This is a genomic window from Streptomyces sp. NPDC001315, from assembly GCF_042896175.1.
Classification (GTDB): domain Bacteria; phylum Actinomycetota; class Actinomycetes; order Streptomycetales; family Streptomycetaceae; genus Streptomyces.
Genome location: NZ_JBIAWZ010000038.1, coordinates 16,490 through 28,223, shown reverse-complemented (window position 1 = coordinate 28,223; position 11,734 = coordinate 16,490). Strand labels below are relative to the sequence as shown.

The 11,734-nt window shown below is 69.9% G+C and carries 11 protein-coding genes; 4 read left to right on the top strand and 7 right to left on the bottom strand.

Annotation, left to right across the window (positions count from 1 at the left end; genetic code table 11):
• Positions 1–85: 85 nt before the first annotated feature.
• Positions 86–406 carry a transposase gene (locus ACFY16_RS42085; protein ID WP_390652518.1) on the top strand — a complete coding sequence of 107 codons (321 nt, stop codon included), beginning with the start codon at positions 86–88 and terminating at the stop codon, positions 404–406.
• A 469-nt stretch (positions 407–875) separates the two neighbouring features.
• Here ACFY16_RS42085 and ACFY16_RS42080 read toward each other — a convergent pair whose 3' ends face one another.
• From ACFY16_RS42080 to ACFY16_RS42070, 3 genes are all read right to left on the bottom strand, one after another.
• Entirely contained in the window at positions 876–1,781 is a 906-nt protein-coding gene (locus ACFY16_RS42080) for an oxidoreductase (RefSeq protein ID WP_390652517.1), read from the bottom strand.
• A gap of 479 nt (positions 1,782–2,260) precedes the next feature.
• A complete protein-coding gene (locus tag ACFY16_RS42075) occupies positions 2,261–2,512 on the bottom strand; it encodes a helicase associated domain-containing protein (RefSeq protein WP_390652516.1) in 252 nt (83 codons plus the stop codon).
• 10 nt (positions 2,513–2,522) lie between these two features.
• Positions 2,523–3,863, bottom strand: coding sequence for a helix-turn-helix domain-containing protein (locus ACFY16_RS42070; protein ID WP_390652515.1), 1,341 nt, complete (start codon positions 3,861–3,863; stop codon positions 2,523–2,525).
• A 223-nt stretch (positions 3,864–4,086) separates the two neighbouring features.
• Here ACFY16_RS42070 and ACFY16_RS42065 point away from each other — a divergent pair, with 223 nt between their 5' ends.
• The 3 genes from ACFY16_RS42065 (at position 4,087) to ACFY16_RS42055 (ending at position 6,115) form a co-directional block, all read left to right on the top strand.
• Positions 4,087–4,389 carry a hypothetical protein gene (locus ACFY16_RS42065; RefSeq protein ID WP_390652514.1) on the top strand — a complete coding sequence of 101 codons (303 nt, stop codon included), beginning with the start codon at positions 4,087–4,089 and terminating at the stop codon, positions 4,387–4,389.
• Between the two features lie 420 nt (positions 4,390–4,809).
• Positions 4,810–5,748, top strand: a complete 939-nt coding sequence (locus ACFY16_RS42060) for an aldo/keto reductase (RefSeq protein WP_390652513.1) — start codon at positions 4,810–4,812, stop codon at positions 5,746–5,748.
• A 19-nt stretch (positions 5,749–5,767) separates the two neighbouring features.
• Positions 5,768–6,115 (top strand): MerR family transcriptional regulator, encoded by a 348-nt coding sequence (locus ACFY16_RS42055; RefSeq protein ID WP_351153713.1) that lies wholly within the window; start codon positions 5,768–5,770, stop codon positions 6,113–6,115.
• A 429-nt stretch (positions 6,116–6,544) separates the two neighbouring features.
• On the opposite strand, the gene ACFY16_RS42050 is transcribed toward ACFY16_RS42055, so the two are convergent.
• From ACFY16_RS42050 to ACFY16_RS42035, 4 genes are all read right to left on the bottom strand, one after another.
• The gene (locus tag ACFY16_RS42050; protein ID WP_390652512.1) at positions 6,545–7,585 is read right to left on the bottom strand and encodes a TniB family NTP-binding protein; all 1,041 of its coding nucleotides are present in this window, start codon (positions 7,583–7,585) and stop codon (positions 6,545–6,547) included.
• Complete coding sequence (locus tag ACFY16_RS42045) at positions 7,579–9,804, bottom strand: transposase (RefSeq protein ID WP_390652511.1); 2,226 nt, start codon at positions 9,802–9,804, stop codon at positions 7,579–7,581. Before ACFY16_RS42045 ends, ACFY16_RS42050 begins: the two co-directional genes overlap by 7 nt.
• The gene (locus tag ACFY16_RS42040; RefSeq protein WP_390652519.1) at positions 9,801–10,484 is read right to left on the bottom strand and encodes a TnsA-like heteromeric transposase endonuclease subunit; all 684 of its coding nucleotides are present in this window, start codon (positions 10,482–10,484) and stop codon (positions 9,801–9,803) included. Before ACFY16_RS42040 ends, ACFY16_RS42045 begins: the two co-directional genes overlap by 4 nt.
• Positions 10,485–10,663: 179 nt before the next feature.
• The gene (locus ACFY16_RS42035) at positions 10,664–11,623 is read right to left on the bottom strand and encodes a DNA-binding protein (protein ID WP_390652510.1); all 960 of its coding nucleotides are present in this window, start codon (positions 11,621–11,623) and stop codon (positions 10,664–10,666) included.
• Positions 11,624–11,734: the final 111 nt, after the last annotated feature.

The window sequence follows — 11,734 nt, the reverse complement described above, 5'->3', positions numbered from 1 at the left end:
ATGTCCATCGTGATCACGGCCGGGCAGCGCGGTGACTCGCCGCAGTTCGAGCCGGTCCTGAATAGGATCCGCGTCGCTCGCCTGGGTGCCGGACGCGCGGACTCGGCCTGACCGGGTCCGTGCCGACAAGGCTTACGCGTCGCGGAAGAACCGCGCCTACCTGCGGCGACGCGGAATTCGCTGCACCATCCCGGATAAGGCCGACCAAGCAGCCCACCGCAAGAAGCGCGGCTCTCGTGGCGGCCGGCCGCCCAAGTTCGACGCCGAGGACTACAAGGCCCGACATGCAGTCGAGTGCGGCATCAATCGCCTTAAAAGACACCGCGCCGTCGCGACGCGCTACGACAAACTCGCGGTCCGCTACGAGGCGACCGTCCTCATCGCGGCCATCAACGAGTGGTTGTGACCAGCACATTCGATACACACCCTAGTCGGCGGACCATTTTCGTGTTCTGGGCTGAGGCTCTGCAGGCCAAAGCCCCGAGTGTCGCCGCGGGATGGCGCGGGATTCCGCTGCCCCGGGTGTTGAGGTGTCATCGAAGGGACGGGGAATTCGCTGGGCAGCCAGGGTCGGGCAGTTTGAATCGCCCCGGGTTTGATGGAGACATCGAAGACCCGGAAGGATGCCGATCATGGTTGCTTCCCGTAAGTACCCCGACGAACTGCGTGAACGTGCAACGCGTTTGGCGGTTGAGGCCCGCAAGGATCCGGTCGGCCGGGCTGGCGCGATCAAGCGCATCGCCGACCAGCGGAGCCGTCAGCCTCTTGGCCCTGTGGTGATGGCGATTCCTGAAAACGACCAGGGACACTCCTCGCCCCGCTCGGTCCGGTTCTCAACGGACTGGGTAAGTTCGCCGAGCAGCGCGAGTGGAGTCTCAGACGGTGCCCTCGTCCGGTTTGTCGAGGAGGGCCAATTCCTCTTCGGTCAGGCGCAGGCTTCCGGCGGCGATGTTCTCCGCGAGGTGTGCCGGGTTCGTGGTGCCGGGAATGGCCAGCACGTGCGGACCGCGGTGGAGGGTCCAGGCGAGCCGTACCTGGGCCGGTGTCGCATGGTGGGCGGCGGCGACGGAGTGGACGCATGCGTCGTGCTCCTGGCCTGCGGCCGCCTCGCGCCGCAGGCCGGAGACCGCGAAGAACGGGACGAAGGCGATGCCCTGCTCCCCGCACAGGTCCACCAGCCCGCTCTCGTCGGCACGGCGCCAGTCCAGGCCGTAGGAGTTCTGCACGCAGACCACGGGCGCGATCGTTTGGGCCTCGGCCACGTGCTCGGGCAGGACAGCGGAAAGCCCGAGGTGTCGGACCAGGCCGGCCTCGCGCAGCTCGGCGAGGGCGCCGAAGTGCTCGGCGATCGAGGCCGTGCCGGAGCCACCGGCGCGCAGGTTCACCACGTCCAGGCAGTCCCGGCCAAGCTGGCGCAAGTTCTCCTCCACCTGGCCACGCAACTGGTCGGGGCGGACCGTGGAGAGCCACTCGCCTGAGGGATCGCGCCCGGGGCCGACCTTGGTCACCACGACCACATCGTCGGACCAGGACGAGAGGGCGCGGTTGATGAGCTCGTTCGCGGACCGCAGTGGCGAGAAGTAGAAGGCGGCCGTGTCGATGTGGTTGACACCCTGCTCGAACGCACTGTGCAGCAGGCCGACGGCGATATCGCGGTCGATCGGCCTGCCGTCAGAGTTGCCCATCATGCCGTTGCCCGTCAGCCGCATCGCGCCGTAGCCGATCCGATTCACCTCCAGGTCCCCGAGCTTCCAGGTCCCTGCTGCCGCAGCTGCGCTCACCGTGCTCCTACCCGTCTGTTGGTCAGGTCCCGGAGTATGGGGCCGTCACGGTGTGCTGCAACAGGTCAACAGGCTGGGCGAAACGTCACATCACTATCGGGAACTAACCATCGCCGTAAAGCCGTTGGACCTGACAAGAGAGCGTCGGTCGGGACGAGCTTTCAGACCTTGTGCGCTGTCCTGCCGAGGCGGCAGACGAGGGTGGCTGCGTCCAGCGCGGCCGGGCAAGGCGATCACCACCCCGCCGGCCGCGACGGGGCTCAGACGAGCGAGACGGAACGCGACCTGCCCGCGAGCAGCGACTGGGGAAACGGGGCGAGCAGGTCCCTCCCGTGCCTGAGTACAGGGTGGAGCTTTTCACATAGCCCCACCAGTTGGATCCAGAGCCGCCACTGACCTGACCCGGCTGTGGTCCGCCCCGGACCTCCGGGGCGGACCACAGCCATGCAAGGGCGGACCACAGACGCGTGCCTCCCCGTCTACCAGCGCATGCCCAACGCTTCGAGGTCCGCACGCCGCTGCGGGCTCAGCTTCCCCGCCCTGCAGCGGACGTGGTCCAGGAACGCTCCGAGCTTGTGCTCCTCACCATCCACCATCTCTACGGCCTTGCGGGGCACGGTCAGGTGGCCCTCACAGGCGTGGAACTGCCGGGCGGCGGCGAGGTTCGCGGCCCACCGGGCGTCCTGCGACCGGGGTGCGGCCGGCACCGGTCCGCCCTGGGCCGCAGGCACGATACGAGTGCTATCCGGGCTGGGGCAGGAGAGTAGGGCCTGCGCCGTCGGAGTCCTGCCGGTAGCGGGGCAGGCCGGTGGGGGTGATATCGCGGAACCCGGTGCCGTTGTTGTCCACGGTGGTGTGGCCGGTCTTGCCGTCGGCGACCCAGACGAGATCGATGGTGAAGGTGCAGTCGATTCCGGCGCCGCAGCCTTTGACGGTGGTGAGGTTGAAGACTTCTGGGTCGGTCAGGGAAATCTTGTAGGGGAAGACGACCGCAGGTGCGGTCACCTCGTCCGTGAAGTCATCGCGTGCCGGTTTTGCCTTCCATGTGGGCGGGGTCTTCGACAGGTCGATGTCGAAGCGGCGTTCGCTCACACCTCCCCCGCACTGCCCGTAGCCCACCGTGATGCCCTTGGCGGGGGCGTTCTTGCGGGAGGTGACGGTCAGGCGCATACCGGTCAGTAGCACGCTTTGCTCGGTACGGCCCTGAATAGTGACCTGGACGGGGGCACCGAGGAGGACGGCCTGCGCCGGGGGTGCTCCGCCGGGCTGGAGCTGGGCCAGATATTCCTGGGAGGTGCCCTCGAAGTACGCGGCACCGCACATCGGTTGGGTGACCGTGGCCTGTACAGCGATCGGCGGCCGCCCACTCCAGGCGTTCGGGTCCTTCGACGCGCCACCGTGGTTGGCTGGCGACGGCGTGCCGGCGCTTGCTGCGGCGCCGCGGGCAGCGCCGGAGGAGGACGAACTGCCGGCGGCCTGCTGGTGGGAGTCAGGGGAGCCGGAGAGCATGCCGGTGACCGCGGCTGTCCCCGCGGCTGCGACCGCGACGACCGACCCCACCACCACCGCCGCCCGTGCCAGAGGCGGCAGACGTTGCCAGACCTTCTGCCCGCCCGGCTCCTCACCACCGGCCGGATCTGGCTTCCGTTCGCTGCTCTGCTCCCGCCCTACCAGGTCTGCGACGTGCTGCTCCCCGACCGTCGCCTGCGCTGCGGCGGCCGGGACGGACTGTGAGACCGGCGTGTCAGTCGAAGGTGCCAGGCTCGTCTGTCTCTTCTGGGCGCGGGCGATCGCGTCCCGCTGGTTCCCTGCCTCGGTATAGCGCCCATCCGCCTCTCGGGCTGCCTCCGCCCCGCCCAGAGCGCGGGCGATGGCGATGACCGTGTCGTAGGTCGGCATCGTCTTGCCATTGAACGCGTTGCTCAAAGTGCTCTCAGCAAGTGAGGACGTCGGGTCGTTGCGACGCACCTCGGCGATGATCGCCTTATAGCTGGGACGCCCACGGCTGTTACGCAGCTGCCCTAACCACAAGGCGAGCTCCTCGACTGGATCCTGCTGCGACGGTTCCTGCGCTCCCACCATGCCCCCTCACCTGCTGATCCTCGGCGCCGGCCCTAACGGTGCCCTCACACCGGCGACAGGTCCAGTCCTTCACCGGCCTTCACCGATCTTCAACTCCCTTCCAAGGTCTTCCACCCCCTTCAGATCAGCAGAAACCAGCAGTTCACAGCGGTGCACTGAGGACATCCCCTCAACCGGCGGGCCGCCCCCACAGCGGCCTGCCCCACCGTGCCCGGGAGACACCATGACCGCCAAGCCCCACAGCCCCGCCCCCTCCGACGACCCCGCCGCCTGGGTTGAGAAGATCTGCGCCCGCGACGCCATGCGGATCATCACCGCCTGGGACCGCCTGCACACCCTCACCCCCGCCGGAAGCAAACCCACCCGCTACCTCCACCACCACACCCCGCTGCCTCCCCACCTCATCTACGACCTCCAGCAGGTCCGCACCGCCTGCGCCCACCCCCACCTCCGCCCCCTCACCCAGGCAGACCTCGACCGCGCCCTGGTCACCGCCTACCACGCACTCGCCCACCTCGCTCCATGAGGCATGGACAAGGCCCGGACCTGCCGGCCCGGGCCTCTCTGCGCACCTATTGCTCATGGGCGCTGCGCCAAAGCAGGATGGTTGTCACCAACGGCCTTCACTGCCCAGCGCCTTCGGCGCGGCGAGGCAGGGCAGTTGTCACCAGGTCGGCATGCTGCTTGTCACCAACTGCAAGGGAAGCGCTGCTGTTGTCACCGGCTGCGGCGTCCGTCGGCAACCTGAGCTGAGCTGCACGGCGTCCCTGTCCAGCAGCCCTGTTGACCTGTTCGGCAGGCCGCTTTCCAGGATCGCCGCCGACGGGGGCATCGTCACGCGCGTCCGCCGCACGCGGCGCCGGGCTCCTGGAGAATCGGGCCCCGGACCGTCCGTCACAACCGCTCTCTTGACCTGGAGCGCGCTCCAGATACGAGCATGGGCCGCATGAACACCACCGACCCCCAGATCGTCCTTGGAACAATGGACTTCGGCACCCGCGTCGATCCCGACCGGGCCTTCGCGATACTCGACTCCTTCGTCGCCGGCGGGGGTGTCTGGCTCGACACCGCGAACTGCTACTCCTTCTGGACCGACCCCAGTGGCCTGGGCGGTGCCAGCGAGCGCCTGATCGGCGCGTGGCTTCGGGCCCGCCCGGGCGCGCGCGATGCGGTACGGATCGCCACGAAGGTCCGGCAGAACCCGCTCGTCCCACACTCCTGGCCGAAGAGCGCCGAAGGGCTTTCCGCCCGCGCCGTCCACGCCGGCGTGGAGGAGAGCCTGGGACGTCTGGGAGTCGATCACATCGATCTGCTGTGGGCTCACGCCGAGGACCGCACCGTGCCGCTGGAGGAGACGGTCGGCGCCTTCGGCGAGCTCACCGCAAAGGGGCTGGCTCTGCGGGTCGGGGCGGCGAACCATGCCGCCTGGCGTGTCGAGCGCGCACGGTCACTCGCGCGGGAGCAGCGGGTGGAACCGTGGACGGCCCTGCAACTGCGCCACTCACTCGTCCAGCCGCGCCCTCTCACCCCCCTCGCGGAGGCCGGCCACCGCATGCTCGCCGCCGAGGACCTGGACCTCGCGCGGTCGGAGGGGCTCGCCGTGTGGTCGTACAGTTCGCTGATGTGGGGTTCCTACGTGCGCGCGGACAAGCCGCTTCCGCAAACATATGATCACCCCGGGACCATCCAGGTGCTCGCGGTCCTGGACGACATCGCCGACGAGCTCTCGGCCACGAGGAACCAGGTCGTCCTGGCATGGCTGATGCGGCAGGGGATCGATCCCATCGTCGGCGCGAGCCGGGTGGAGCAGATCGAGGAGGCACTCGCTGCACGCCGTGTGCGGCTCAGCGACGAGCACCTGGCGCGCTTCAACGAAGCGCGGTAGCAGCTGCCAAAGGAGCCCCATGACCGCCGTCACCCCGGCAACAGCCGCCGACCGTACTGGTGTTTCCATCGACACGCTGCGCTACTACGAGCGCGAAGGGCTCATCGGCCCGATCCGGCGCTCCGCCGGCGGGCGCAGAGAGTATACCGAGGACGACCTTTTCTGGATCGGCCTCGTCACGTGCTTCCGCGAGGCCGGCCTCGGCATCGCAGACCTGCGGCAGTTCGTCGCCATTCTGCGCGCCGAGCACCCTCCGCAGAACCGGGTCGCCTTCCTTCGCGAGCGCCGTGCCGCCCTGGAGCAGCGGGTGGCGGCTCTGTGCCGGGCCATGGAAGTTCTCGACGAGAAGATCGCCTACTACAGCTGAACGCCGGAAGCCCCGCACTCGGCTCGCGCCCCGTCCACCCCGCATTGCCCCCGATCCCGAACTCCTCGCCGTCTGGAGCCGACAGCGGCACAACCTCTGCCACTGGCGCAGGCAGGCGGACGGCTGTGGCCGGTTGGTGGGTGTGCGTAGTGAGGGTTCCTGTGAGCTGGGGTTTCGCGGGTTGACTGGGTGATCTTCCGTTCGGGGATGGGGGCCAAGTCCGGTGTGAGGTCTGCCTGTTCCGTCGCTCGGCGGGGGATGCTTGCGCTGGTGACCTGGGACTCTTGTGGGTCTGTGCAGGTTGATTGGGTGAGTGCGGGCTGCCTGTGCAGATCCACTGCTGGGCGGTAAGGCAGTCGGGGCTTTCCGCGCGTCCCGTGCCCGCCCCGGGGCGGTGTTGCCCGGTTCAGTACCGGCCCCATCGTGCTGTCACCGGCTGGGACGCCTGGGTGTGGGGTGGTTGGTGCGGGGTCGGTAGTGTTCCTCGGCGAGGTGGTCGAGCTGGATGGCTTCGAGTGATGCCTTGGTGATGCGTTCGCTGCCGTCGATGATCGCGCCGAGGGCTGCCTGGCGGATCAGCCGGGCCAGGCTGCCGATTTTCCCGCCGGTGCGCTGATGGAGGTATGAGGCGTGGCGGGGAAGGCTGCCCGTGGTGTGGTGTTCGAGGTCGAGTGCCTGTTCCATCAGAGTGATCAGCTCTTTGAACGGCTGGTGTGTGCCGAGGCGGGCGGGGAAGGCACCGAAGTCGATCATGCTGGCCCGGCCGGCGAGTTGAGCACCCCGGATACCTGTGAAGAGTTCGGTGCGGGTGACGTCGATGCCCGCGTACACGAACGTCGCGCCGATGCGTTCGCTGAGGTCTTTGAGCAGGTCGGCGGTTTCGGCCCCGGTGGACGTGTGCGGGTTGAGCCGGTGGATCTCGTCGATCAGCACGAGTCGGACGCCGGCTTGGGCGTAGGTGGCGCACACGGCCGAGGTGATCTGGGCTTGGGTCATGCGGGCGGTGGTGGGGATGCCGAGGTAGCGGGCGAACTCGGCGGCGAGGGTTTTCGCGCTGGCGGCGGGCGGCACCAGGACGTAGGCGACGGGTACCTGGGCGGTGCGGCCGATGCCTGGGTGGGGGCTGCGTGCGGTGTGGGCGAGGTGGCAGACCCGGCCGACTTCGAGGAGTGCGGTGGTCTTGCCGGTGGTGGCGGGGCCGGTGACGATCAGGCTGGGGCGTGCGGTGATGCGCTGGTGGCGTCCCAGGACCATCAGCGTGCGCACGTTGCGGGCCAGGGCGTCGACGGCCGGGGTGCGGATGGTGACGAACGCCGAGTGGTAGGCCAGGCGTTCGTCCGGGCCGCGCCGTGGTGCGTCCGCTGCCGGCGGGGCGGGCGGGACAGTGGTGGCGAATGCTTCGAATCCCTGCCAGGTAGTGATTGCGGCCGGCTCGGCGACCATCGGGTCGGCGTCCTGCTCCCTCACCATCGCTGTGCCTCCTCGTACGCGTCCCACAACGCGAATCCGCTGTCGGGCCGTGTATCGCCCGGCGGCTCCTCGTCTTGGTCGTCTTCGGCGGTCAGGTCGTCGAGTCTGTCTGCCTCTTCCCACTCGATGTCCTCGACGGCGACGTCATCCACCCCGCCCTCGCCGTACTGTCCCGGCGCCGCACTCACCGGGACATCGCACCGACCGCCGTCAGCACTCCCTGCGCTGCCGTTCCTGTCGCGGGCGGATGCCGCAGTGCGGATGCCTGCCCGCTCCTTGTCGTCCTGGGCCCTCTGCTGCTCGGGCACGTTCGGCGAGAGGGCACCCGCCTTCCCGGCGTTGCGGACTGCCGAGGGTGTGGGGCGGGCGCGGCGCAGGACCTGATCGAGGGCTTCGGCGAGGTCGGCTTCGTGCTGCTCGCGGCCGGCCCGCTGTTCCACGATCGTTTTCACGTGCCGCCAGGCGCTTTCGCTGAAGGGTTCGTGCACGTGGTCGCGGTGGATCCACGGCACCTCGACCAGGCCGCCGTCGGGCAGTCGTACCCACACCTGCCGGAGATCGTGGGGGTTGTGGTGGACTTCCCATTTCCCGCCGCGCACCGCGATGCCGGACTTGTGGCCACGGTGCGCGTTGAGCACCGCAGCGTCGTAGGTGCGGTGGTCGATGCGGATGCCGCGGCCGGTGATGGCGCACCAGCGCACCGGCAGCAGCTGGAGGTAGTCCCGCCCGGACAACGGCAGCGGCACGTAGCCGCACAGCCCGAGGAGCGCGGCCCACATGTCGTTCGGCGACAGCACAGCCCTGGGCAGCACGGGGTGACGTAACGCGTCGTGAGGCCGGCACTGCCACCCGCAGATGATCCATTCATCGAGCAGCTCCTGCAGCTGCGCGAGGGTCCAGCAGGCTTCCGCCTCCACGTCGCGTCCGCGCCGGGTGACGTTGGATCCGGTGTAGCCGGCGACATGCTGAGCCAGCAGTGTGTTGATCGCGCCGAACGTCCGCTCCACCGAGCCCTTGGCCGTGGGGCGGCGGGGCGGGGCGGGCTGCACGCTGATTCCCAGGGTTTCGCACGCGGCCGAGAACGCTTCGGAGACGAACACCTTGCCGCGGTCCACCACGATGGTCTCGGGCACGACGACCGGCCGCGCCGCCGCCCCGTCCAGCCTCTCATCGAGCGACAGGAGCCGCTCATAGGGCACCGCGGCATAGGCAAGCCGCAGCGCCTGGTCCCAGCCGGGCCGCATGGGGTGCGGTACGGCCATCTCGGCGAGCAACAGCGCCGCATCCACCGCTTTCGTCCCCTCCGGGCGCAGCACGGCGGCCAGGATCGACCGCGTGGCCACATCGACGGCGATCGTGAGCTCCGGCCGCGCCGGCCGCCCGTCGTCTCCGATGGCCATCACATCCAGCCGGGTGGTGTCGACCTGCACCATCTCGCCCGGCCGAAGCGCCCTGGTCGGCGTGAGCGGCCCCCTCTGCAGCGCCGCACCCTGCGCCGGCCGCGCGGGCAGCTCTCTCGCCTCGACCAGCGCGTTCACCAGCCGGTTGAACGTCGACTCAGGCGGCACCGGGACCCGGCCTGCCCCGTGTGCGTCGTCCAGGATCTGACCCGTCAGCGTCCGCAGGCCCTTCAACGTCCCCTTGGAACGCCCCCTCTGACGCCGCACCGCCTCCAAAACCGCAGCCACCACCCGCTCATCCGCGCGCCCGGTCGGGCTCGTCGGCCGCCGCTTACGCCCGTCGACCAGCCCCCACAACCCGCCCTCGCGGTAGCGGGCCCGCATCCGCCGCACCGTGGCCACACTCACCCCTGCCCAGCCCAGCGCCGTCAGCTCCTCGACCTTGGCCTGCTCCCGCTCGGCCAGCGACCATTGCTCGGGATCGAACCGCGGCCGCGGCACGCCCCTGCTCCCAGGGCCCTCGGGCAGGCCGTACTCGACCTCGCGGATGTGCCGCTGCCAGGCCAGCGCACGCTCCCGGGCGGCCACGTCGAGGCCCTCGAACAGACCCCACTGCGGCGCCCCAGGAGCCGTGCGGTCCCCGACAACGCGAAAGCCGGGGTCGGCACACAGATGCGCCGCCAGGACCGATGCCGCCCTCCCGCCCTCGTCGACCAGCCGCACCGTCTGCCCGACCAAAGCGACGATCTGCCACACAGTGCCGTCGAATTCGACATGCGCCCCGACCTCGGCACGCCACCCACCCGATGACCCCGTCATCGCCCCCGCTCTCCACCGCTCTCACGCCGGACCATCACCCGCTCGTGCAGCGGCACCTCCAGCACCGCCTCCAGCCGCCCCGCCCACAGCGCGTGATAGACGACCGGCAAGATCTGCAGTGGGTCCCCGACCGCGACCACTCCCTCGATCAGCGGCCGCGGCTGCGCGAAGGCATCCAAGACCGCCTCCTCCAGGCCCCCGGCCCCGCGAAAGCGCGGATGCCGGTAGCCCGCCAACCACCGCACATTCGCGGCCATCACCGCATCCGGCGGAGCAAGCCGCAGATACCGCCACCCCACCAGCGCACACACCACCTCCAGCACCGCCTGGGCCCGCTGCGCCCGTTCCCCGCCCGCACCCTCCACGCCGGGGCAGTCGGCCAGCAGCCCACTCCCGTCCGCGTACCGGGCGAACACCTGCGGCACCCAGGACCGCACCCGGCTGCACTCATCACGCCACACCAACCGCACCGGCCGCCCCGACAACCCCACGACCTGCCGGTCCCTATCCAGCAGCATCAACTGCGCCCGCATAGCCGCCGACCCGTGCACCACATGCCGGCCCATCGTGGCCGACCACCACCAGCCCGGACCCCACCGCCTACCGGGCACCACCGGGAACGCGGCCACCGGCGGAGCATGCTCAAAACGCACCTCGGTCGCGGCCATGATCCAGGGCATCTGCCTCACAAGCCCCGCCTCATCCACGAACACCGCCTGCACACGCCTCGCATCACCGTGTAGCCCCACATCAGCAGCCAAGAACAGCCCCTGCACCGACAGAACGAAATTCCGACCGCCTCACCCCAACGAGCGAACGCGCCCTACCGCTCAACCAGAAGCCCAGCCCCACCCCCGACCTACGGGCCGTCCGCAGCCGGGTACGTCCCAAGAATCTCCGCCGCCTCGTCCGGCGAAAGCCGAGCCCAGCGGGCCACCTCTTCCAGCTCCACTCCGGCGTTCACAGCGGCGGCCATGATCTGCACCAGCGCCTGGTCGAGGAGCTCGGTGCCACGGCTGAGGGTCTCCAGCAGATACCGGGCCGCATCAGCGGTCGGCCCGACCTGCGCGCCGCGCAGGAGCAGCACCTGCTCCTCGGCTTCACCGAGGAGGTTGGTGATCAGGAAACGCTGTTCGGCGGGCACCGCAGCACGCCAGTTCGTGCCGGAACCGGGAGCCTTCTTCTCCTTGGCCCGCACCCGTAACTGCCCAGCCATGGTGGCGGGTTGAAGTTCCTGGCGCACCCACCACGGATCGTGCGCATACCCGTCCAGCCTGTTGTCGCCGCGGCGCGCCCGTACAACGGCCCCCATCCAGGCAATCAACGGCCCGCCGTAGTCGGTCGCGGCCAGCGGGCCCAGCCACGGCCGGCCCACACGCTCGCCCAGAGCCCGGCAGAACGCCCCATCAGCGGGCAGCGCCCGCGGCCGTTCCGCCCCGCTGTCGGCCCACACCAGCTGCGCCATGGCCGGGTCCAGCAACACGTCCGCGACAGCGACCACCTCGGGGAAGACGACCGCATCGCGGCCCACGATCCGCCACCGCTCCAACTCCCCGCCCGCATCACCGCCGGCGACCTGGTGCAGCCGCCGCGGCCACACCTTCTCCTCCTCCCAGTACAAGGCCTGCTCCCACCACCGGGCCACCACCGCGTGGGCCAGCGCGAACACCCGCTCAGGCTCCACCCCGCCCCGCACCGCCCGCCGCGCCACACCCGCCCACCGCCGCTGCGTCGCGACCATCTCCGGCAGGCTCCGCAGATCCAGATACTCCAGCTCCTGGTCGGCGTCCGCGTCCAACTGCCACCGCCCGTGCCGCACACACACCCGTTCCCACCCCGCCGCGTACCGCACCCACCCCACAGGCACACCCGTCCGCCGCGCAGCACACAAGCGGCAGCCAAAGGCCACAGGCCCCACCACCGCACCACC

Bases quoted from the DNA above. Each gene is read 5' to 3' on its own strand.
- ACFY16_RS42040 (WP_390652519.1), bottom strand. From the start codon at position 10,484: ATGCCCTGGATCATGGCCGCGACCGAGGTGCGTTTTGAGCATGCTCCG.
- ACFY16_RS42050 (WP_390652512.1), bottom strand. From the start codon at position 7,585: ATGGTGAGGGAGCAGGACGCCGACCCGATGGTCGCCGAGCCGGCCGCA.
- ACFY16_RS42045 (WP_390652511.1), bottom strand. From the start codon at position 9,804: ATGACGGGGTCATCGGGTGGGTGGCGTGCCGAGGTCGGGGCGCATGTC.
- ACFY16_RS42070 (WP_390652515.1), bottom strand. From the start codon at position 3,863: ATGGTGGGAGCGCAGGAACCGTCGCAGCAGGATCCAGTCGAGGAGCTC.
- ACFY16_RS42060 (WP_390652513.1), top strand. From the start codon at position 4,810: ATGAACACCACCGACCCCCAGATCGTCCTTGGAACAATGGACTTCGGC.
- ACFY16_RS42065 (WP_390652514.1), top strand. From the start codon at position 4,087: ATGACCGCCAAGCCCCACAGCCCCGCCCCCTCCGACGACCCCGCCGCC.
- ACFY16_RS42055 (WP_351153713.1), top strand. From the start codon at position 5,768: ATGACCGCCGTCACCCCGGCAACAGCCGCCGACCGTACTGGTGTTTCC.